Source organism: Streptomyces sp. NPDC093111, assembly GCF_040683955.1.
Taxonomy (GTDB): Bacteria; Actinomycetota; Actinomycetes; order Streptomycetales; family Streptomycetaceae; genus Streptomyces.
Genome location: NZ_JBFBNW010000016.1, coordinates 78616 through 99643 on the forward strand (window position 1 = coordinate 78616; position 21028 = coordinate 99643).

The window sequence follows — 21028 nt, forward strand, 5'->3', positions numbered from 1 at the left end:
TATCGGGAAGGGGCGGGGGAGAAGCCCGCCGAGGGCGCCGCCCCTTCCCGCACCCGCCCGGCTAGGCCAGCCCGCGCCGGGCGACCGCGGGCGCCCGGTGTCCGGCGATGGACGCCACCATGTCGAGCACCTGCCGCGTCTCGGCGACCTCGTGCACCCGGTACACCTGAGCCCCCAGCCACGCCGAGACCGCCGTCGTCGCCAGCGTCCCGAGCACCCGCTCCTTGACCGGCCGGTCCAGGGTCTCCCCGACGAAGTCCTTGTTGGACAGCGAGACCAGCACCGGCCACCCGGTCGACGCCATCTCGCCGAGCCGCCGCGTCGCTTCCAGGCTGTGCCGCGTGTTCTTCCCGAAGTCGTGACCCGGGTCGATCATGATCCCGTCGCGGCGCACCCCCAGCGCGACCGCCCGCTCGGCGAGCCCGACCGTGACCCGCAGGATGTCGGCCATCACGTCCTCGTACTCCGTACGGTGCGGCCGGGTCCGCGGTTCGGCGCCGCCCGCGTGGGTGCACACCAGCCCCGCTCCGTACTTCGCGGCGACCTCCGCGAGCCGCGGGTCCACCCCGCCCCACGCGTCGTTCAGGACGTCCGCGCCCGCCTCGCACACCGCCTCGCCGACATCCGCCCGCCAGGTGTCCACGCTGATCACCACGGACGGGTGGCGCCGCCGCACCTCGGCCACGAAGCCGACCGTGCGCCGCGCCTCCTCCTCGGCCGTGACCTCCTCGCCGGGGCCCGCCTTGACGCCGCCGATGTCGATGATCGCGGCCCCCTCGGCCACGGCCCGCTCCACCCGGGCGAGGGCCGGCTCGTCCGTGAACGTCGCCCCCTGGTCGTAGAAGGAGTCCGGGGTCCGGTTCACGATGGCCATGATCACCGGCTCGTGCGGCCCGAATTCACGAGGTCCCAAGCGCAGCATCCGTTATGTCCTCCCTTGCGACCGGTCGCCGCATCGTCTGCGACCCTAACTGTCGGTGCCGCATGGCACGATCGGCACCGGACGTTTTCCACGGACGGGGAGAGGCGCGCGCTGGTGTTCTGGTTTCTGCTGATCACGATGGTCGTGGTCGTCGCGGCGGTCACCCTGGCGGTGGTCGGCGGCGGTGACAGTGAGGTGCTGCCCGAGGTGGCGCCCGAGCAACTGATCGATCCGCTCCCCGCGACCCGCCCGGTCGGCCAGGGCGACGTCGAGGCGCTGCGGCTGCCCGTCGCCGTCCGGGGCTACCGGATGGCGGACGTGGACGACGTCCTCGGCCGGCTCGGTGCCGAGCTCGCCGAGCGCGACGCCCGGATCGCGGAGCTGGAGACGGCCCTGTCGGGCCCCGGCCCCCGGGGCACCGCCACGGGCGACGCTCCCCGGGACGGGGAGGACGGCGCGTGAGCGAGGGCCGGGCGATCGCGGGGCCCGACGGACTGCTGCGCTGCCCGTGGGGCCTGTCGGCCGAGGACTACGTGGCGTACCACGACGAGGAGTGGGGCCGCCCGGTCCACGGCGACGACGCCCTCTTCGAGCGCCTGTGCCTGGAGGCGTTCCAGTCCGGGCTCTCGTGGATCACGATCCTGCGCCGTCGTGAGGGCTTCAGGACGGCCTTCTCCGGCTTCCGGATCGCCGAGGTGGCCAGGTTCACCGACGCCGACCGGGAACGGCTCCTGGGCGACGAGGGGATCATCCGCAACCGCGCCAAGATCGACGCCACCATCGCCAACGCGCAGGTGCTCGTCGACTGGGCCCCCGGCGAGCTGGACGAGCTGATCTGGTCGTACGCGCCGGAGGCGGCGGACCGCCCGGTCCCGGCCGGCACGGGCGAGGTGCCGGCCGTGACGGACGAGTCGACGGCCCTGTCCAAGGCGCTGAAGAAGCGCGGACTGCGGTTCATCGGCCCGACGACGGCGTACGCGCTGATGCAGGCGTGCGGGCTGGTCGACGACCACGTCGCCGGCTGCGTGGCGCGCGGCGCCGGCCGCTGAGCCGGCGCCCCCGCGGGCCGCTCAGCGGCCCAGGTACGTCGGCTTCTCCTTGGCGATGAAGGCCCGCACGGCGATCGTGTGGTCCTCGGACGCGCCGGCCTTCGTCTGGAGCTCGTCCTCCTTCTCCAGCGCCTCGGCGAGCGAGTGGTCCGCCCCGTACGCGAGGGACTCCTTCAGCGCCGCGTAGGCGACGGTCGGGCCCCCGGCCAGCTTGCGCGCCACCTTCGCGGCCTCCTCGGCGAGCGACGCGGCCGGGACGAGCCGGTTCACGATGCCCAGCTCGTACGCCTCCTGGGCGCCGATCGAACGCGGGAAGAGCAGCAGGTCGGCGGCCCGGCTGTGGCCGATCAGCCGGGGCAGGGTCCAGGACATGCCCGAGTCGGCGGTGAGGGCGACCCCGGCGAACGAGGTGTTGAAGGCGGCCGTGTCCGCCACCACCCGGTAGTCGGCCGCCAGCGCGAAGCCGAAACCGGCTCCGGCGGCGACGCCGTTGACCGCCGCGACGACCGGCTTCGCCATGCCGGTGAGCGCCCGCACGATCGGGTTGTAGTGGTCGCGGACCGTGTTCATGGTGGCCCGGGTGCCGGACTCCTGGTCCTGGAGCAGCAGCCCGACGTGCTCCTTCAGGTCCTGGCCCACACAGAACGCGCGGTCGCCGGCGGCGGTCAGCAGGACCGCCCGCACCTCCGGGTCGGCGGCGGCCGTCTCGACCGCCTCGCGCAGGGCGACCTTCGCCGCCACGTTCATGGCGTTCATGGCCTCGGGGCGGTTGATGGTGATGGTGGCGAGCCCGTCGCTCACCTCGTACAGCACCGTGTCGGCCATCGTGGGGGTCCCTTCGCCTCATTGCATGGATCGACGTCCTCCCGGCACTTCGGCCGGGCGGAGTCCCCAGCATGGCGGAGATCACCGGCCCGCAGCATGTGACCTGCGTCAAAGAATCAGGGCCCGATCACAGAGCGGCAGCGGCGCAGTATCGCAGGTGGATCGGCGAAATATGCGGTTTTGTGAAAGCGCGTTGCGGAAGCGATGCCACCTGATGTTGGTCATCGGGTCCCCTGATGCGGGATAATGACCGGGAAGCAATCGTGTTCGATGCTTTGGATGAGCTGGTTTCAGGAAGGGGAACGAGCATGGCGGCCATGAAGCCGCGGACGGGTGACGGCCCGCTCGAGGTGACCAAGGAGGGGCGGGGCATCGTCATGCGCGTTCCGCTCGAAGGCGGCGGCCGACTCGTCGTCGAGCTGACCCCGGACGAGGCGAAGGCGCTCGGCGACGCACTGAAGGACGTCGTCGGCTGACGCGCCCCTGCCACGGATTTCCACCTCTGCCCCGGTACGGTACCCACCGTGCCGGGGCAGAGGTGTACCGGGCTCCGGCCGCCCGTGGGAGCGGCCCGGCGGGGGGCTAGAGGCCCCGGCGGACCGCGCACAGCAGGCCGTCGCCGACCGGCAGCAGGGTCGGCAGCAGTCGCGGGCTCTCCCGCACCGTGCGCAGCAGCTCGCGTATCCGCAGCACCTCGGCCGGCTGGGCCGCCGAGTCCACCGTGCGGCCGTCCGCGAAGACGCCCTCGAAGCAGACCAGACCGCCCGGTCGCAGCAGGCGCAACGATTCAGCGAGATAGTCCAGGGACTCCGTGCGGTCGCCGTCGCAGAACACGAGGTCGTACCCGCCGTCCGCGAGCCGGGGCAGCACCTCCAGCGCACGGCCCGGGATGAACCGCGCCCGGTTGCCCGCGAAGCCCGCCGCGCGGAACGCCGCCTTCGCGTGCGCCTGCCGCTCCGGGTCCGTGTCCACGGTGGTCAGCACCCCGTCCGGGCGCATACCGAGCAGCAGATAGATCCCCGACACGCCCGTGCCGGTACCGATCTCCGCCACCGCCTTGGCATCCGCCGTGGCGGCCAGCAGGCGCAGGGCGGCGCCCGTTCCCGGCGACACCGAGGGCAGCCCTGCCTCCCGGGCCCGGTCACGGGCCCAGCGCAGCGCTTCGTCCTCGGCGACAAAGGCGTCGGCGAACGCCATGCTCGTCTGCCGGTTGGCGGTAATGGCCCTCTCCTGTCCCCGTGCCTGTCCCCGTAGTTGACGCAGGCGTCGACTGTATCCGCTGCGCGCGGGAACCCGCAGATGGGACCGCGCGTTCCTAGAGACAGGAAGCGCGACGGGACGGCGGCACGAGCCGGCCCCAAATTCGCGTAAAGATTCTTATCCGGAGCTAACGGGCGAGGTGGCTATGGTAGGGGCTCCACTGGACACCACCAGAGCCGACAGGGGAGGTGCGGCTGCGCCTGTGGATCGGAGAGGGAGGCTTCGGCGCCTTCTCGGATCGGCGGGTGAGCCGAAATCCGTGACCGAGACCGCTGACCGTTCCCGCACCGCCGACTCCGCACCCACCACCGCGACCTTCGCATCGGATGCGGAATCGCAGGCGTGGACTCCGCCCAGCTGGGAGGAGATCGTCAGCACGCACAGCGGCCGGGTCTACCGACTCGCGTACCGTCTGACGGGCAACCAGCACGACGCCGAGGACCTGACCCAGGAGGTCTTCGTCCGGGTCTTCCGCTCGCTGTCGTCCTACACGCCCGGCACCTTCGAGGGCTGGCTGCACCGCATCACCACCAACCTGTTCCTGGACATGGTCCGTCGCAAGCAGCGCATCCGTTTCGACGCGCTCGCCGACGACGCCGCCGAGCGGCTGCCCAGCCGTGAGCCGTCCCCGCAGCAGGCGTTCAACGACACCCACTTCGACGCCGACGTGCAGCAGGCCCTGGACACCCTCGCGCCCGAGTTCCGTGCCGCGGTCGTCCTCTGCGACATCGAGGGCCTCTCCTACGAGGAGATCGCCGCGACCCTCGGCGTGAAGCTGGGCACCGTCCGCAGCCGCATCCACCGCGGCCGCTCCCACCTGCGCAAGGCGCTCAAGCACCGCTCGCCCGAGGCGCGCGCGGAGCGGGCGCTCGCCGCAGTCGGCTGGGAGGGCGGATCGGCGTGAGCGGCACCCGTCCGTCAGCGACCCCGGCAGAGCGGCACCCCGCCGGGCAGAACCTCGCGGATCAGCACCTCGGAGACCGGCTCGCCGCGCTCGTCGACGGCGAGCTCGGCCACGACGCCCGGGAACGGGTCCTCGCCCACCTCGCCACCTGCCCCAAGTGCAAGGCCGAGGCCGACGCCCAGCGCAGCCTGAAGAGCGTCTTCGCCACCAGTGCGCCCCCTCCGCCCTCGGAGGGGCTGTTGGCGCGGCTCCAGGGGCTGCCGGGGGGACCGAATGACCAGGGGGGGTCTTTCGACGACCTCCTGCGCGGTGGAGGGCTGCGGTCCGACGGCTTCGCCACGGCCGCGCCGGTCACCCCGCACTCCGGCTTCCGCATCCACGAGGTCGGCGACCGCTCCTCGGGGCGGGGCCGCCGGTTCGCCTTCGCGGCGGCCAGCGCGGTCTCCTTCGCCGCGATCGCGCTGGGCGGCACGCTGCCCCTCGAAGGCGCGCGCGGCCAGGGCACCGGCAACAACGTGACCCCGCTGCGGGCCCCGGCGACCTTCGCCTCGGGCTCCCGCCGCGAGCAGCCCCCCGAGGCGGCGGCCCCCACCGTGGTGCCGGCCCGCCTGGAACTGTCCCCGTTCATACGCCCGGCGGCTCCCGCGCTGAGGCTCTCCTACGCGCCCGGAACCGCCCCGACAGCGACCCCCGCCCCCAGCCCCTCCCACCGCTGACCCGTGACCTGGTTGAATCCAGGGGCAGGGGCGCGCCCGACGAACCGGTGGGCGCGGACAGGTCATCTGTTGCGGGGAGAGCATGAAGAACGGGAAGCCGACCTGGTGGAGCCGTCCGTCGACCACACCCATCCCGCCACCTGACCAGCCCCCCGCCCCGTCCCCGGACGCGGCGGGGGCCCAGGACGCGGACACGGACTTCACCTTGGCGGCCCCGGTGCCGGCCGAGGCCCAGGCCCAGGCTCCGGCCCAGGCCCCGGCTCCGGCCCCTGCCCCGGGCCAGGCCGAGGCACCCGCTCCGGAGCCAGTACCGACCACGGCACCGGCACCGGCACCCGCTCCCGAGCCGGCCCCGGGGACGGAGCCCGGCCGCGCCCCGGCACCGGCGCCTGTCACGGACCCGGCCCCGGCCCCGGCCGAGTCCGGGGCGCCCGGGACCGCCCTTCCCGAGCCCGAGCCCGCAGCTCTCGCGCAGGCGCAGACCCCGGCACCGGCGGACGCGATACCGACGCCCGCCCCGCCCGCCCCGGAGTCCGCCGACCCGCGCCAGGCCGAGCCGGCCGCCACCGGGCAGCTCCCGGCCGAGCCGCTGCCGCCCGCGCCCGCACCCGTCTCCTCCGAGCCGTTCCCGGCGGCCCCGGCGGCCCCCACCGGGGACCAGCCGCCCGTGCCCCTGCCCGTACCGGCGCAGCCGCGGCCGGAACCGCAGCCCCTGCACGCCCCCGACCCCTACCGCACCCCGCCCTACGGCGAGCCGGGGCCGTGGGCGCCCGCGCCGCCGGTGCAGCGGCCCATGGTCGTGGCGCCGGCGTACGACCCGTGGGCGGCCTCCGCGCCGCTCGCCGCGGGGCCGGTCGTCCCGCCGGTGACCGTGAAGCCCCGGAAGTCGCGGCGCGGCCTCGCGCTCGTCGGCGCCCTGGCCTTCGCGCTGGTCACCGGAGTCATCGGCGGCGGCGTCGGCGCGTACGTCGAGCGCAACGGCGGGATCACCAGCGTCGAACTGCCCCAGGCCGGCCCCGAGGCCCAGGGCCGCGCGCCCGACAGCGTCGCCGGGATCGCCGCCGGGGCCCTGCCCGGCGTCGTCACCATCCATGTCAGCGGCAGCGGTTCCTCCGGCACCGGCACCGGCTTCGTGCTCGACACCCGAGGCAACATCCTCACCAACAACCACGTCGTGGACGCGGCGGCGGCCGCCGGCGAGATCTCGGTCACCTTCAGCAACGGCGAGTCGGCCCGCGCCAAGCTGATCGGCCGCGACACCGGCTACGACCTCGCCGTGATCCGGGTCTCCGGCGTCTCGGGCCTCAAGCCGCTGCCCCTGGGCAACTCCGACACCGTCCGCGTCGGCGACCCGGTCGTCGCGATCGGCGCCCCCTTCGACCTGTCCAACACGGTCACCTCCGGCATCATCAGCGCCAAGGAGCGCCCGATCACCGCCGGCGGCGAGAAGGGCGACGGCACCGACATCAGCTACGTCGACGCCCTCCAGACCGACGCCCCGATAAACCCCGGCAACTCCGGCGGCCCGCTGCTCGACTCCCGTGGCCGGGTCATCGGTATCAACAGCGCGATCCGCGCCGCGAGCAACAGCTCCGAGAGCGGCGGCCAGTCCGGCTCCATCGGCCTCGGCTTCGCCATCCCGGTCAACCAGGGCAAGCGGGTAGCCGAGGAGCTCATCAACACCGGCAAGGCCACCCACCCGGTCATCGGCGTGAGCCTCGACATGCAGTACACCGGCGACGGCGCCAAGGTCGGCGCGAAGGGCAAGGACGGCACCTCGTCCGTCACTCCCGACGGCCCCGCGGCCCGCGCCGGGATCCGGCCGGGCGACTTCATCACCAAGGTCGACGGGCAGCGGGTGCACAGCGGCGAGGAGCTGATCGTGAAGATCCGCGCCCACCGTCCCGGCGACCGCCTGAAGCTGACGCTGACCCGCGACGGCAAAGAGCAGACAAAGACCTTGACGCTCGGCTCCTCCTCGGGCGCCTAGACGCCATGTGGAGGACACCACGAGGTACCCGCCGGGCAGCTTCGGCGGGTACCGTGGACCGGGCCCGGGACCGGCGTGAAGGAGCTACAGGGTGTTCAGCGACATAGGCGCACTCGAGCTGGTGACGCTCGTGGTGCTCGCCGTGCTCATCTTCGGCCCCGAGAAGCTGCCGAAGATGATCCAGGACGTCTCCCGCTTCGTCCGCAAGATCCGGGAGTTCTCGGACAGCGCCAAGGCGGACATCCGCAGCGAGCTCGGCCCGGAGTTCAAGGACTTCGAGTTCGAGGACCTCAACCCGAAGAACTTCATCCGCAAGCAGCTCGCGGAGAACCAGGACCTCAAGGAGCTCAACGAGCTCCGCTCCAGCTTCGACCTGAAGAAGGAGATGAACGAGGTCGCCGACGCCGTCCACGGCCGCGAGAGCGAGCCCGCGGCACCGGCCGTCGCGCCCACGGCACCGGCCGCGGTGAACGGATCCGGCAAGCCGGACCTCCTGAAGAAGCAGGACAAGCCGGACACCGTCGAGCGTCCGCCGTACGACTCCGACGCCACCTGACGACGGCCTGTCACCGAACCGGTGCGGCTCGGTGGCTATCCTCCCTCTCGGGGGCACCCCGGGACGAAGCCCGGGGGAGTGACGAGGAGGCGGCCGAGATGAAGACGACGAGTCGGGTGGAGACCGAGGGGTTTCTGCGCGCGCCCTTCGCCTGGTACGGGCTCGACGAGGCGTTCACCGGCCCGCGCCGGCTGATGCAGGTCGGCACGGCCGCGGACGGCACCGTCCAGTACGGATCGATGGGCCACGGTGACGAACCGTCGATAAAGTCCGAGGCCGCCGGCGCCGAGAAGGAGCGCTTCACCGTCGTCGTGACCGTCGCCGCGAACCCCGTGCGCCGCACCGGCGACGGCACGGGCGTCCTGGAGGCCACCACGGTCTCCTCCGCCGCCTGGCTGGCCGGCTCGGGGCTGCTCGCCCACACCTGGCCCGCCAACCTCGACCACACGCGGCGCAACGACTGGCTGGACCAACAGACGGAGACCGCCTTCGAGCTGGCCGACGACCTCGACGGCCCGGAGTGGTCGACGCTGTCGCTGCCCGTGGACGGGGTCCCGGTGCCGTTCCACTACCGCGAGTCCGAGTTCGGCTGGGTGCTGGCCGGTTCGGCGACCGGCGTGCACATCGGGGCGTACGGGCGCGGGATGAGCGCCTACGGCCTGGGCTTCGCGACGGTCAGGGACCTGGGCGGCTACGCCTGACGGCACCCGCGGACGCGTCGGCGGCAGCCCCGGCTACGCCTGACGGCACCCGCGGACACGCCGACGGCAGCCCCGGCTACGCCTGACGGCACCCGCGGACACGCCGACGGCAGCCCCGGCTACGCCTGACGGCAGCCGCGGACACGCCGACGGCAGCCCCGGACACGCCGGGGGCAGCCCCGGAAACGCCTGGCGGCACCCGCCGCCCCGGCCGCCGCGTTCGGACACGCGAAAGGGCGCCCCGAAGGGCGCCCTTTCCCCGTCTCAGAACTTGTTGCGCGGCGTGATGCCCAGGCTCATGCCCGACAGGCCGCGCTGACGGCCGCCCAGCTTGCCGGCGATGGCGCGCAGGGCCGCGCCGGCCGGGGAGTCCGGGTCGGACAGGACGACCGGCCGGCCCTCGTCGCCGCCCTCGCGCAGCCGCACGTCGATCGGGATCGAGCCGAGCACCGGGACGGTCGCGCCGGTGGTCTGCGTCAGCCCGTCGGCGACCCGCTGGCCACCGCCCGTGCCGAACACGTCGACCATCTCGTCGCAGTGCGGACACGGCAGGCCCGCCATGTTCTCGACGACGCCGACGATCTTCTGGTGGGTCTGCACGGCGATCGAACCGGCCCGCTCGGCCACCTCCGCCGCCGCCTGCTGCGGGGTGGTGACGACCAGGATCTCCGCGTTCGGCACCAGCTGGGCCACGGAGATCGCGATGTCGCCGGTGCCCGGCGGCAGGTCGAGCAGCAGGACGTCCAGGTCGCCCCAGTACACGTCGGCGAGGAACTGCTGGAGCGCGCGGTGGAGCATCGGGCCCCGCCACACCACCGGCGCGTTGCCCGGGGTGAACATGCCGATGGAGATGACCTTCACGCCGTTCGCCGACGGCGGCATGATCATGTTCTCGACCTGGGTCGGCCGCCCGTCCGCGCCCAGCATGCGCGGCACGCTGTGGCCGTAGATGTCGGCGTCCACGACACCGACCTTCAGCCCGTCGGCCGCCATCGCCGCCGCCAGGTTGACCGTCACCGAGGACTTGCCGACGCCGCCCTTGCCGGAGGCCACCGCGTACACGCGGGTCAGCGAGCCGGGCTTGGCGAACGGGACCTCGCGCTCGGCGGTGGTGCCGCGCAGCGCGGAGGCGAGCTCCTTGCGCTGCTCGTCGCTCATCACGTCCAGCGTGACGTCGACGCCCGTGACCCCCTCGACGCGGGAGACGGCGTCCGTCACGCGCTGGGTGATGGTGTCACGCATCGGGCAGCCGGAGACCGTGAGATAGACCGTGACGGCGACCCTGCCGTCGGATCCGATCTCCACCGACTTCACCATGCCCAGCTCGGTGATCGGTTTGTTGATCTCGGGGTCGTTCACCGTCGCCAGTGCCTCAAGCACCGCGTCTTCCGTAGCCATAGAACAGATGGTACGGCGACGACCACCGGCCCATGAAAGCCCTGTCAACGGTCGGGTACGTCACTCCCGCGCGAGCCGTCCCCCGGGAATAGATCCCGGCGCTCCCCATCGCCGCGGGGATGGCGCTCCTCCAGCTCCTTCAGCAGGTCCTGGAGCTCCGACCGCATCCAGTCGCGGGTGGCCACCTCGCCCAGGCCCATCCGCAGCGCGGCGATCTCCCGGGTCAGGTACTCGGTGTCCGCGATCGAGCGCTCGTTCTGCTTGCGGTCCTGTTCGAGGTTGACCCGGTCCCGGTCGTCCTGCCGGTTCTGCGCGAGCAGGATCAGCGGCGCCGCGTACGAGGCCTGGAGCGACAGCATCAGGGTCAGGAAGATGAACGGGTACGTGTCGAAGCGCAGCGCTTCCGGGACCGAGACGTTCCACACCACCCAGGCGATGATGATCACCGTCATCCAGACGATGAACCGCCCGGTCCCCAGGAAGCGCGCGATCCGCTCCGAGAGCCGCCCGAAGGCCTCCGGGTCGTACTCGGGCAGGAACCGGGGCCGCCGCACGCGCGGCTGGTCCAGCCGGATCCGGGGCAGCTGCCGCTCCCGCTCGCGGTCCCGCTCCTGTGTGCGCTCAGCCACGGTGCACCCCGTCCTCGTGGAACTCGGTCTCCCGCCAGTCGTCCGGCAGCAGGTGGTCGAGCACGTCGTCGACGGTCACCGCCCCGAGCAGCGAACCGCTCTCGTCCACCACCGGCGCCGCCACCAGGTTGTACGCGGCGAAGTAGCTGGTGACGGCCGGCAGCGGGGTGGCCGGGCCGAGCGGCGGCAGGTCGCTGTCGACGAGCGAGCTGACCAGCGTGAACGGCGGGTCCCGCAGCAGCCGCTGGAAGTGCACCGTGCCCAGGTACTTGCCCGTCGGCGTCTCGTCCGGCGGCCGGCACACGTACACCTGCGCGGCCAGCGCGGGCGACAGGTCCTGCTGGCGCACCCGGGCCAGCGCGTCGGCGACCGTCGCGTCCGGACGCAGCACGATCGGCTCGGTGGTCATCAGACCGCCCGCGGTCCGCTCCTCGTACGACATGAGGCGCCGCACGTCCGCCGCGTCGTCCGGCTGCATGAGCGTCAGCAGCCGTTCCTTGTCCTCCTCGGGCAGCTCGGACAGCAGGTCGGCCGCGTCGTCCGGGTCCATCGCCTCCAGGACGTCCGCGGCCCGCTCCTCCTTCAGCTTGCCCAGGATCTCGATCTGGTCGTCCTCCGGCAGCTCCTCCAGGACGTCGGCGAGCCGGTCGTCGTCGAGGGCCGCGGCGACCTCGGCCCGGCGCTTGGGGCTGAGGTGGTGCAGCACGTTGGCGAGGTCGGCCGGGCGCAGCTTCTCGAAGGTGGCCACCAGGTTCTCGGCGCCCTGGCCGTGCTCCTCCAGGGAGAAGCCGGTGACGGCGGACCACTCCACGGTCAGCGTCTCGCCCTTGCGGCGCAGCGCCCCGCCCTTGCCGCGTCGCACGAAGACCTTGTCGATCTCCCAGTCGCGGCGGGCCGGCAGCTGCTGGATGGCCACGTCGAGGACGGTGACCTCCTCGCCCTCCTCGCCCTGCGGCCCGACCAGCCGGACCCGCCGGTCGAGGAGCTCGCCGAGCACGAGCCGCTCGGTCGGGCGCTGTTCGAAGCGGCGCATGTTGACGACGCCGGTGGTGATGACCTGGCCGGACTCGACGCCGGTGATCCGGGTCATGGGCACGAACACCCTGCGGCGGGAGAGCACCTCCACGACCATGCCGAGCAGTCGCGGCGGGCGGCGGCCGACCCGCAGCATGGCCACCAGGTCGCTGACCCGGCCGACCTGGTCGCCCACCGGGTCGAAGACGGGGACGCCGGCGAGGTGCGAGACGAAGATCCGGGGGGCGCCTGCCGCCATGCCACGCGCCTCCTCGGTGCCGCACGATTCGGGTCGTTCCCAGCTGTGCCTGGTTCAGGCTAGCCCGTGCCGCCGTACGCCGCTCCGGCAGAGCGCCCGTCCGGCTGCCTGCGGATACGTCACCCGGCCCGGGTACGCTGCGGTCTGCCGTCCCCGCCGGCATCCGGCTCCCACAGGCCCGTCCCCCCACCGACCCGAGAGGCAGCCCTGGTGACCGTTCGCCTTCCGTCCTCGCGTATCCGCAGGGCCACCCTGCCCCTGGCACTCTGCGCGGGCCTGGCGGCCTCCCTGACCGCCTGCGCCGCCGACCCGGACGAGGGGACCAACGGCGTCGGCAGACTCTCGCCGACCGCCATCGAGCAGAAGGCGCAGTCGGCCGCGGACGGCGCGACGGCGGTGCGCCTCGCGGGCACGCTGGTCAGCAAGGGCGGCACGTACAAGCTGAACATGCGGCTCAAGCAGGACGGCGCGAGCGGCTCGGTGATCACGAAGAACAGCACCTTCGAGCTGCTGCGGGTCGGCGAGGCGCTCTACATGAAGGCCGACGCGGGCTTCTGGGCGCACGAGGACGCCTCCACCGAGGCGCCGTCGGACGCCGGTTCCGAGGCGGCCGACAAGCTGGACGACATGTACGTGAAGGTGCCGCAGGACGACCCCTCGTACAAGCAGCTGCGCGGCTTCACCGACATGGACCTGCTGCTCGACGGACTCATCGGGCTGCACGGGGACGTCGTGAAGGGCGACCGCGAGAAGATCGGCGGCATCCGCACGGTCAACGTCAAGGGCGGCGAGGACGCCGAGGGCGGCTCGCTCGACGTGGCCCTGGAGGGCACCCCGTTCCCGCTGCGCTTCGCGCGCGGCGGCGGCGCGGGCGTGGTGATGCTGTCCGAGTGGAACAAGGACTTCCCGCTCGCCGCCCCCTCGAAGAGCCAGACCCTGGACTACGGCAGGCAGCTGCCGCGCGCCTGAGGGCTCCGCCCCTCCCGCGCCCGGGCGGTCAGCTCTTCCGGCGCTTCTTGAGGAGCAGCTTCGGCAGGCCCGCCGGGATCGGCCGGCGGGTGAGGACCGGCGACGGCAGCGGTACGGCGGCCATCGAGCCGTCCGGCAGGTCGGTGGTCGAGGAGCGGGGTTCCAGGCGCACCACCCGGCACTCGCGCGCCCAGCGCTCCGGCATCGCCTCGCCGTCGTGCGCGTTGAGCCGCTTGCCCTTCAGTTCGGCGACCGCCGCCTCCCATGCCTCGCCGCGCGGGGCGAGTTCGCTCACCGCGGCGGTCCAGGAGACGATCCGGCCGCCCTTGTCCTTGCTGCGGACGGTGACCTCGGCGGTGCCGCCGTCGACCAGGCCGGGCAGCGGCTGCTCGCCGGGGCCGTCGCCGACGAGCAGCGCGGCGCCGTCGGCCCAGACGTGCCAGAGCGCCCGGGCGGCGGGGGCCTCGCCCCGTACCCAGATGAGGCCGGACTTCTTGGTGGCCTCCTCGACGAGGGCGGACCCGAGCAGCGCGTCTGTCATGCCCCGCAGCCTATCGAGCGGTGCGCGCCGCCCGCGCTACAGCCAGCCGTTGCGCTTGAGGGTGCGGTGGATGGTGAAACAGATGGCGGCGATGCCGGCCAGCACCATGGGGTAGCCGTACCGCCATTCCAGCTCCGGCATGTGCTTGAAGTTCATGCCGTACACGCCGCAGACCGCCGTGGGTACGGCGACGATCGCCGCCCACGAGGTGATCTTGCGCATGTCCTCGTTCTGCGCGACGGTCGCCTGCGCCAGGTTGGCCTGGAGGATCGAGTTCAGCAGCTCGTCGAAGCCGACGACCTGCTCCTGGACGCGCGCGAGGTGGTCGGCGACGTCCCGGAAGTACTTCTGGATGTCGGGGTCGACCAGGCGCATCGGGCGCTCGCTCAGCAGCTGCATCGGGCGCAGCAGCGGGCTGACGGCCCGCTTGAACTCCAGGACCTCACGCTTGAGCTGGTAGATCCGGCCGGTGTCGGTGCCGCGGGTGGAGCCCTTGGCGGGCGGCGAGAAGACGTCGATCTCGATCTGGTCGATGTCGAGTTCGACGGCGTCGGCGACCGCGATGTAGCCGTCGACGACGTGGTCCGCGATGGCGTGCAGCACGGCCGAGGGGCCCTTGGCGAGCAGCTCCGGCTCGCCCTGGAGGCGGTGCCGGAGGTTGCGCAGCGAGCCCTGGCCGCCGTGCCGGACGGTGATGACGAAGTCGGGGCCGGTGAAGCACATGACCTCGCCGGTCTCGACGACCTCGCTGGTCGCGGTGAGCTCGGCGTGCTCGACGTAGTGGATCGTCTTGAAGACGGTGAAGAGGGTGTCGTCGTACCGCTCCAGCTTGGGTCGCTGGTGGGCGTGGACGGCGTCCTCGACGGCGAGCGGGTGCAGCCCGAACTCGGCGGCGATACCGGCGAATTCGGCCTCGGTCGGCTCGTGCAGGCCGATCCAGGCGAAGCCGCCGGCGTCCCGTACCTGGCGCATCGCGCCGCGCGGCGTGAGGCAGTCCCGGTCGTCGACCCGGCGCCCGTCGCGGTAGACGGCGCAGTCCACGACGGCGGTGGCGGCCGTGGGGTCGCGGGTGGCGTCGTAGTTGGCGTACGGGGAGGCGGTGTCGGTCTTGCGCAGCGGGTGCCGAAGGGAGGGGCGGACGGCGGCGCGCAGGTCACGGATCATCGACATGGGCATGCTCCTTCACGGAGAGGCCGTCGGCGAGCGTGGCGCAGCCCGGAATGGGGACGTGATGCTACGTCGTCCACAAAGCGGGCGGCACCGAAGGATCGCGATGACGGCGTTCGCTACAGACAGGCAAAGAGAGACGTGCTCTTCCGTCGTGCGAGATGCCGGAGAGGAGGGGCCCTGACGGGGCCCGCGTCACCGGAGGGAGGAACGCACCGGGCTGGGGTGCGGGGCGGAAGAGCGCTTGGTACTGCCCGATCGACTTCGATCCACCGCAGTCCCACCTCCTCCGGCCGGTCCCTCGTGAGGGATGACGTGTGACGAGCAGTCGGGAATCCCGACCAGTGGCCAAGACTATCAGCCGACAGAGGGTCAATCCCTTACTTTGCCCGTTCCATACGCGCTTTATGCTCGCCGCATGGGAGAAATTCTTGCGCTGGTCGAGGCCCGGCTCCGCACGGCTCTCGGCGACCCGGACGCGCGGGCCGCGGTCACCTTTCTCGGCACCGACCGCATCGAGGTCCTGCGCTTCGTCGACGCCGACGCGGGCCTGGTGCGCTACGCCACCCTCGGCATGTCCGCCCAGCCGATGGCCGACCCGACGGCCGTGCTCGCCGACCCGGTGAAGGGCCCGCGCGCCGAGCTGGTCCTCACGGTGCGCAACGGGCTCGCCGACACCGACAAGGTGCTGCGCCCGCTCGCGGTGCTGGCCGCCACCCCGCAGGTCGAGGGCGTGGTCGTGGCCCCCGGCGCCTCGCTCGACGTGGGGGAGCCGCTGTGGCCGGGCGCCCCGTTCGGCTCGGTGCTGGTCGCCGAGTCGGGCGGGCTCGTCGAGGACCTGGAGCTCGACGAGCCCCTGGACCCGGTGCGCTTCCTGCCGCTGCTGCCGATGACCTCCAACGAGGCGGCGTGGAAGCGGGTGCACGGGGCGCAGGCCCTGGAGGAGCGCTGGCTGGCGAACGGCACGGACCTGCGCGATCCGCTGCGCAGGTCGGTGACGCTGGACTGAGCCGGGGCGCGGGGGAACCGGGCCGGGGCGCGGTACGGGACCGCCCGGGAACGGGACCGCCCGGGTACGGCGGGACCGCCCGGGCGCGGACTCCGCGCGCGGTGCGGCGCCGTGACGTGCGGTGGCCGGATCTGCTCGGTCCGCGCTCGGGTCCGACCGAGGGTGAGCGTCCCGGGCCGGACGGGTGATCATCGGTGATCGTCCTTGACGCGGGGCTCCGGTGGTAGGACCGTTGAGCCCTATGAGGGGCGAACCCAGTTGCCCGAAGTGCGGTGGCCGGGTCAGGGCGCCCGGTCTCTTTGCCGACTCCTGGCAGTGCGACGTGCACGGCTCGGTGCACCCGCTGCAGCCCGTGATCCCGCCCAGCGTCGAGGCTCTCGGTGTCGTGGTGCACCGGGCCCACGTGCCGGTCTGGATGCCGTGGCCCCTGCCCGTCGGATGGCTCTTCACCGGCGTCGCGTACGCCGGTGACGACCGCAGCGGCGGACGCGCGACCGCCGTCGCCTGCTCCGGCCCCGGTCCGCTCGGCGGCATCGGGGAGCTGCTCCTCGTCGCCGAGGAGCTGGGGGTCGGACTCGGCGCGCGGTACGCGGGCATCGACGGACCCGATCCGGGACCCGGGATGGCGATCGACAAGCCGCCTCAGGTCAAGGTGCTCGCCGCCGGCCGGCCGACCCCGCTCTGGCACGTCACCGGCGCCCCGCAGGACCGCGCGGTCTTCGCGGGCGAGGCGCGCGGACTGTGGCTGTGGGCCATCGTGTGGCCCGAGCAGTCGGGGCTGCTGATGTACGACGAGCTGGTCCTGACCGACCTGCGGGACGCCGGCTCGGAGGTCGAGCTGCTGCCCTGCGGGGCGCTGACGCCGAGGCTGCTCACGTAAGGGGCGGGCGCTTTTCCGACTCCGTACGGAAGGGTTCGATTCGCCCGTTATCCTTGGGCGGTTGCCTCAGTCCGCCCCGAGCCCCTGGAGTCACGCGTCGTGCGCATCGATCTGCACACCCACTCCACGGCTTCGGACGGTACGGACACCCCGGCCGAGCTGGTGCGCAACGCTGCCGCCGCGGGGCTCGACGTGGTCGCGCTGACCGACCACGACACCACCCGCGGCTACGCGGAGGCCATCGCCGCGCTGCCCGAGGGGCTGACCCTGGTCACCGGAGCCGAGCTGTCCTGCCGGCTCGACGGCGTGAGCCTGCACATGCTGGCCTATCTCTTCGACCCCGAGGAGCCCGCCTTCGCCGCCGAGCGCGAGCTGGTGCGCGACGACCGGGTGCCGCGCGCCCGGGCGATGGTCGGCAAGCTGCGCGAGCTCGGCGTCCCGGTCACCTGGGAGCAGGTCGCCCGGATCGCCGGCGACGGCTCCGTGGGCCGCCCGCACGTCGCCGAGGCGCTGGTCGAGCTCGGGGTCGTGCCGGACGTCTCCTGCGCCTTCACGCTCGACTGGCTGGCCGACGGCGGCCGGGCCCACGTCGAGAAGCACGAGCTGGACCCGGTCGACGCGATCCGCCTGGTCAAGGCGGCCGGCGGCGTCACGGTCTTCGCCCACCCGCTCGCGGTCAAGCGCGGCGAGTGCGTGCCCGAGTCCGCGATCGCCCGGCTCGCCGAGGCCGGTCTCGACGGCATCGAGGTCGACCACATGGACCACGACCTGCCCACCCGGGCCCGGCTGCGCGGTCTGGCGGGCGAGCTCGGTCTGCTGGCCACCGGTTCCAGCGACTACCACGGCAGCCGCAAGACCTGCGGCCTCGGGGACTCCACGACGGACCCCGAGATCTACGGCGAGATCACTCGCCGGGCCACCGGCGCGTTCCCGGTCCCGGGCGCGGGCGGACCCGCCTAGTACCTCCCGGCCCCGGACTCCCCGGGCCCGGCTCCTTCCGACCCTTCCGGGTCCGGCCGTCCTCGGCCCGGCCCGCCCAGGGTCCGGTCCTCCCTCCTCGGGGCCCCGGCCCCCGCGGGGCATCCTCCTGCCCTCTCTCCGGAACCGCCGGTTCCGGATGTTCTGTACGCCCCTTTCCCGCAAGGCCCATCACCGTGTTCGACGTCGCCGTCTTCGGCTCGCTCTTCCTCACCCTTTTCGTGATCATGGATCCCCCCGGGATCACCCCGATCTTCCTCGCCCTCACCTCCGGCCGCCCCGCCAAGGTCCAGCGCCGCATGGCCTGGCAGGCCGTGGCCGTCGCCTTCGGCGTCATCACCGTCTTCGGCATCCTCGGCCAGCAGATCCTGGCCTACCTGCACGTCTCCGTCCCCGCGCTGATGATCGCGGGCGGACTGCTCCTGCTGCTGATCGCGCTCGACCTGCTCACCGGCAAGACCGACGAGCCCAAGCAGACCAAGGACGTCAACGTCGCCCTCGTACCGCTGGGCATGCCGCTGCTCGCCGGGCCCGGCGCCATCGTGTCGGTGATCCTCGCGGTGCAGCACGCCGACAGCGTGGCCTCCCAGGTCTCCGTCTGGACCGCCATCGCCGCGATGCACGTCGTGCTCTGGCTGACCATGCGCTACTCGCTGCTGATCATCCGGGTCATCAAGGACGGCGGCGTGGTCCTGGTGACCCGGCTCGCCGGCATGATGCTGTCGGCCATCGCCGTGCAGCAGATCATCAACGGCGTCACCCAGGTCGTCCAGGGCGCCTGACGCCCGGACCGGCGGGGCGCCCGACGGCCCCCGGACACCACTGCGCCCCCGTACGGATTCCGCTCTGCGGAGTCCATGCGGGGGCGCGGTGCGCTCTACGGGTTACGAGGCCGAGGTCTCGGCCGGGCGGATCCAGATGCGCTGACCGATTGCGGCGGCCTGCTGCACGATCCGGTTGACGGAGGCGGCGTCCACGACGGTCCGGTCGACGGGCGTACCGTCGATGTCGTCGAGTCGCAGGATTTCGAAGCGCATGGGCTTCTCCCTTCGTCTGAGGTGTTCCTCCTGGAGGAGAACTGTCTTACGTACCTGTACAACGACGTGCATCCTGCAAACATTCCCTACGCTAAGGAAATTTTTCGGATGACTAACTACGTGCCGGTGGGGAAGGCCGGGACGGACCGGACGGACGCGCTCGAAGCCCGTCTGGAGCGCACCAACGAACTCCTGCGGCGGATGCTGGTCGAGGTGGCGAAGACCCCCTCGACCCATGCCATCTTCGTCGACGCGGGTTACGTCTATGCGTCGGCCGGATTGCTGGTCGCGGGCACCGAGGACCGGCGCTCCTTCGACCTCGACGCCGAGGGCCTGATCGAGGCGTTCATCGACACCGCCCGCACGATCTTCGCGGACAGCAGGCTGCTGCGCGTCTACTGGTACGACGGTGCCCGGCGCCGCATCCACACCCCCGAGCAGCAGTCCATCGCCGAGCTCCCCGACGTCAAGGTCCGCCTCGGCAACCTCAACGCCAACAACCAGCAGAAGGGCGTCGACTCCCTCATCCGCTCCGACCTGGAGTCCCTCGCCCGCCACCGCGCCATCAGCGACGCCGCCCTCGTCGGCGGCGACGAGGACCTGGTCTCCGCCGTCGAGGCGGCCCAGGGCTACGGCGCCCGCGTCCACCTGTGGGGCATCGAGGCCGCCGAGGGCCGCAACCAGGCCGAGGCCCTGCTCTGGGAGGTCGACAGCCAGCGCACCTTCGAGCTCGACTTCTGCCGCCCCTACGTCACCCGCAAACCCGTCACCCTGTACGAGAACGAGGGCGAGCCGCCGCCCTCGCGCGACGAGGTGCGCTTCATCGGGGCCCAGATCGCCGCCACCTGGCTCGCCGAACGCGGCCGCGACCAGCTCGCCGAACTGCTCCCCGGGCGCCCCTACCTGCCGGGCTCCGTCGACCAGGAGCTCCTGGTCGAGGCGGAACGGTTGCTCAGCCGTTCGCTGCGGGGCCACGCGGCGCTGCGCCGCGCGCTGCGCGACGGCTTCTGGCAGCACCTGCAGACCCAGTACTGAGCTGCGCGGCCCGGTCCCAGAACGCCGTGAGCCGGTCCGCGAGCTCCCGCGGGTGCGACACGTTGGGGGAGTGGCCCGCGCCCGCCACCACCGTGTGGTGCGCGCCCGTGCGGGCCGCCGCGGCGGCCAGCTCCGGCACCGGCCAGACCGTCTCCTCGTCGCCGTACGCGAGGTGCAGCGGCAACGGCAGGGCCGCGAGCGCCGCCGTACCGTCCGGATCGCCGAGCAGCAGCCGCCCGGCGCCCGCCAGCTGGGCGATCCGGGTACGCATCCAGCGCCGGCGCAGGAAGCCCACGATCTCCGGCGGATCCGAGGCGCCCGGCTCCTCGCCCCGGCTGTCCAGCCAGCGCGTCGCCCGCCACACCCGCTCCTTCGACAGCAGCGCGAGCGCCGTGCGCAGCGCCCGGACCCGCACCCGCTGGGAGCGGGCGACCCGGCCAGGACCCGAGGACAGCAGGGTCAGCGAGCGGAACGCGTCCGGGGCGAGCTGCGCGGCCGCGCGGGCCACCAGGCCGCCGAACGAGTGGCCGAGCAGATGCACCGGCCCGTCGCCCAGCGCCGCCGCCTGCGCCACCGCGTCCAGCGCCAGCGCCTTCCGCCGGTACGCGGCCCGGCCGCGCGGACCCGGCGTCTCGTGCTGCCCGCGCCCGTCGACGGCCACCGCGCGGTAACCGGCCTCGCTCAGCGGGCCGAGCAGGGCCAGGAAGTCCTCCTTGCTGCCGGTGTAGCCCGGCAGCAGCAGCGCGGTGCCGCGCGGCGCGCCCTCGGGGGCCGTGTCGAGGACGGCGAAGGAGCCGCGCGCGGTCAGCAGGCGGTAGGCACGGGTGCGGGGCGGCAGCGCCAGGGACCGGGGCTTGCTCATACAGGGACTGTAACCGGAGCCGAACGCACCGCGGCCCGGCCCCTCGACGAGGGACCGGGCCGCGGTGACGGCTGCGCGCTTACGCCTCCGGCTCGGCGACGGCCTTCTTGGCGGCGCGCTTGCGCGGCGCCTTCGGGGCCTCGGCGGTCTCGGCCGGAGCCTCGGCCGCCTTCTTCGTCGTACGCCGACGGGTGGGCGCCTTCGGCTCCGAGGCGTCCGGCGCCACGGCGGCGACGGCCTTCTTGGCGGCCCGCTTGCGCGGGGCCTTCGGGGCCTCGACCGCGGGGGTCTCGACGGCCGGGGTCTCGACGACGGCCACCGGCTCGG

General features: G+C 73.0%; 24 protein-coding genes and 1 pseudogene. 14 read left to right on the top strand and 11 right to left on the bottom strand.

The window, feature by feature from the left end; translation table 11 throughout:
* Window positions 1–61: 61 nt before the first annotated feature.
* Window positions 62–922: a dihydropteroate synthase gene (gene folP, locus AB0Q96_RS27375; protein ID WP_365329959.1), complete on the bottom strand. Its 861-nt coding sequence runs from the start codon at window positions 920–922 to the stop codon at window positions 62–64.
* Window positions 923–1036: 114 nt separating this feature from the next.
* Between folP and AB0Q96_RS27380 the strand changes: the two genes are divergently transcribed.
* Window positions 1037–1384: a DivIVA domain-containing protein gene (locus tag AB0Q96_RS27380; RefSeq protein WP_365329961.1), complete on the top strand. Its 348-nt coding sequence runs from the start codon at window positions 1037–1039 to the stop codon at window positions 1382–1384.
* A complete protein-coding gene (locus AB0Q96_RS27385; protein ID WP_365329963.1) occupies window positions 1381–1971 on the top strand; it encodes a DNA-3-methyladenine glycosylase I in 591 nt (196 codons plus the stop codon). The genes AB0Q96_RS27380 and AB0Q96_RS27385 overlap by 4 nt, the downstream gene beginning before the upstream one ends.
* A 21-nt stretch (window positions 1972–1992) precedes the next feature.
* Here AB0Q96_RS27385 and AB0Q96_RS27390 read toward each other — a convergent pair whose 3' ends face one another.
* Entirely contained in the window at window positions 1993–2796 is an 804-nt protein-coding gene (locus AB0Q96_RS27390) for an enoyl-CoA hydratase-related protein (RefSeq protein WP_365329965.1), read from the bottom strand.
* A 308-nt stretch (window positions 2797–3104) separates the two neighbouring features.
* Between AB0Q96_RS27390 and AB0Q96_RS27395 the strand changes: the two genes are divergently transcribed.
* Window positions 3105–3272, top strand: a complete 168-nt coding sequence (locus AB0Q96_RS27395) for a DUF3117 domain-containing protein (RefSeq protein WP_205628308.1) — start codon at window positions 3105–3107, stop codon at window positions 3270–3272.
* A gap of 106 nt (window positions 3273–3378) precedes the next feature.
* On the opposite strand, the gene AB0Q96_RS27400 is transcribed toward AB0Q96_RS27395, so the two are convergent.
* Window positions 3379–4059, bottom strand: a complete 681-nt coding sequence (locus AB0Q96_RS27400; RefSeq protein ID WP_365330221.1) for a class I SAM-dependent methyltransferase — start codon at window positions 4057–4059, stop codon at window positions 3379–3381.
* A gap of 142 nt (window positions 4060–4201) precedes the next feature.
* Here AB0Q96_RS27400 and sigE point away from each other — a divergent pair, with 142 nt between their 5' ends.
* The 5 genes from sigE to AB0Q96_RS27425 all read left to right on the top strand — a co-directional run bounded on the left by sigE (window position 4202) and on the right by AB0Q96_RS27425 (window position 8923).
* A complete protein-coding gene (sigE, locus tag AB0Q96_RS27405) occupies window positions 4202–4960 on the top strand; it encodes an RNA polymerase sigma factor SigE (protein ID WP_365329967.1) in 759 nt (252 codons plus the stop codon).
* Entirely contained in the window at window positions 4957–5676 is a 720-nt protein-coding gene (locus AB0Q96_RS27410) for a zf-HC2 domain-containing protein (RefSeq protein ID WP_365329969.1), read from the top strand. Before sigE ends, AB0Q96_RS27410 begins: the two co-directional genes overlap by 4 nt.
* A gap of 82 nt (window positions 5677–5758) precedes the next feature.
* Window positions 5759–7666, top strand: coding sequence for a trypsin-like peptidase domain-containing protein (locus AB0Q96_RS27415; protein WP_365329971.1), 1908 nt, complete (start codon window positions 5759–5761; stop codon window positions 7664–7666).
* 91 nt (window positions 7667–7757) lie between these two features.
* Window positions 7758–8222: a sec-independent translocase gene (locus AB0Q96_RS27420; RefSeq protein WP_365329973.1), complete on the top strand. Its 465-nt coding sequence runs from the start codon at window positions 7758–7760 to the stop codon at window positions 8220–8222.
* 98 nt (window positions 8223–8320) lie between these two features.
* A complete protein-coding gene (locus AB0Q96_RS27425) occupies window positions 8321–8923 on the top strand; it encodes a hypothetical protein (protein WP_365329975.1) in 603 nt (200 codons plus the stop codon).
* A 264-nt stretch (window positions 8924–9187) separates the two neighbouring features.
* Here AB0Q96_RS27425 and AB0Q96_RS27430 read toward each other — a convergent pair whose 3' ends face one another.
* The 3 genes from AB0Q96_RS27430 to AB0Q96_RS27440 are packed head-to-tail and all read right to left on the bottom strand — an operon-like array spanning window position 9188 to window position 12223.
* On the bottom strand, window positions 9188–10321 hold the full coding sequence (locus AB0Q96_RS27430) for an Mrp/NBP35 family ATP-binding protein (protein ID WP_365329977.1): 1134 nt from the start codon (window positions 10319–10321) through the stop codon (window positions 9188–9190).
* A gap of 44 nt (window positions 10322–10365) precedes the next feature.
* The gene (locus AB0Q96_RS27435) at window positions 10366–10950 is read right to left on the bottom strand and encodes a DUF1003 domain-containing protein (RefSeq protein ID WP_365329979.1); all 585 of its coding nucleotides are present in this window, start codon (window positions 10948–10950) and stop codon (window positions 10366–10368) included.
* Window positions 10943–12223, bottom strand: coding sequence for a CBS domain-containing protein (locus tag AB0Q96_RS27440; protein ID WP_365329981.1), 1281 nt, complete (start codon window positions 12221–12223; stop codon window positions 10943–10945). Before AB0Q96_RS27440 ends, AB0Q96_RS27435 begins: the two co-directional genes overlap by 8 nt.
* Before the next feature lie 210 nt (window positions 12224–12433).
* Between AB0Q96_RS27440 and AB0Q96_RS27445 the strand changes: the two genes are divergently transcribed.
* Window positions 12434–13192, top strand: a complete 759-nt coding sequence (locus AB0Q96_RS27445) for a hypothetical protein (RefSeq protein ID WP_365329983.1) — start codon at window positions 12434–12436, stop codon at window positions 13190–13192.
* Between the two features lie 28 nt (window positions 13193–13220).
* Here AB0Q96_RS27445 and AB0Q96_RS27450 read toward each other — a convergent pair whose 3' ends face one another.
* Window positions 13221–13733 carry a hypothetical protein gene (locus tag AB0Q96_RS27450; protein WP_365329985.1) on the bottom strand — a complete coding sequence of 171 codons (513 nt, stop codon included), beginning with the start codon at window positions 13731–13733 and terminating at the stop codon, window positions 13221–13223.
* Between the two features lie 36 nt (window positions 13734–13769).
* Window positions 13770–14903, bottom strand: a complete 1134-nt coding sequence (locus AB0Q96_RS27455; RefSeq protein ID WP_365329987.1) for a magnesium and cobalt transport protein CorA — start codon at window positions 14901–14903, stop codon at window positions 13770–13772.
* Window positions 14904–15318: 415 nt separating this feature from the next.
* On the opposite strand from AB0Q96_RS27455, the gene AB0Q96_RS27460 reads away from it, so the two are divergent.
* The 4 genes from AB0Q96_RS27460 to AB0Q96_RS27475 all read left to right on the top strand — a co-directional run bounded on the left by AB0Q96_RS27460 (window position 15319) and on the right by AB0Q96_RS27475 (window position 18549).
* A complete protein-coding gene (locus tag AB0Q96_RS27460) occupies window positions 15319–15909 on the top strand; it encodes a suppressor of fused domain protein (RefSeq protein WP_365329989.1) in 591 nt (196 codons plus the stop codon).
* A 241-nt stretch (window positions 15910–16150) separates the two neighbouring features.
* A complete protein-coding gene (locus tag AB0Q96_RS27465; RefSeq protein WP_351668850.1) occupies window positions 16151–16789 on the top strand; it encodes a DUF6758 family protein in 639 nt (212 codons plus the stop codon).
* A gap of 99 nt (window positions 16790–16888) precedes the next feature.
* Window positions 16889–17749, top strand: coding sequence for a PHP domain-containing protein (locus AB0Q96_RS27470; protein ID WP_365329991.1), 861 nt, complete (start codon window positions 16889–16891; stop codon window positions 17747–17749).
* Between the two features lie 194 nt (window positions 17750–17943).
* The gene (locus tag AB0Q96_RS27475) at window positions 17944–18549 is read left to right on the top strand and encodes a MarC family protein (protein WP_365329993.1); all 606 of its coding nucleotides are present in this window, start codon (window positions 17944–17946) and stop codon (window positions 18547–18549) included.
* Window positions 18550–18651: 102 nt separating this feature from the next.
* Here the strand turns inward: AB0Q96_RS27475 and AB0Q96_RS27480 are convergent, their stop codons facing one another.
* Complete coding sequence (locus tag AB0Q96_RS27480) at window positions 18652–18804, bottom strand: hypothetical protein (protein WP_086823662.1); 153 nt, start codon at window positions 18802–18804, stop codon at window positions 18652–18654.
* 108 nt (window positions 18805–18912) lie between these two features.
* On the opposite strand from AB0Q96_RS27480, the gene AB0Q96_RS27485 reads away from it, so the two are divergent.
* Window positions 18913–19839, top strand: coding sequence for an NYN domain-containing protein (locus AB0Q96_RS27485; RefSeq protein WP_365329995.1), 927 nt, complete (start codon window positions 18913–18915; stop codon window positions 19837–19839).
* Here the strand turns inward: AB0Q96_RS27485 and AB0Q96_RS27490 are convergent.
* Window positions 19757–20701 (bottom strand): alpha/beta hydrolase, encoded by a 945-nt coding sequence (locus tag AB0Q96_RS27490; protein ID WP_365329997.1) that lies wholly within the window; start codon window positions 20699–20701, stop codon window positions 19757–19759. The two genes, AB0Q96_RS27485 and AB0Q96_RS27490, sit on opposite strands and share 83 nt — an antisense overlap.
* Before the next feature lie 79 nt (window positions 20702–20780).
* Window positions 20781–21028, bottom strand: a pseudogene (locus AB0Q96_RS27495) (hypothetical protein); the annotation flags it as partial.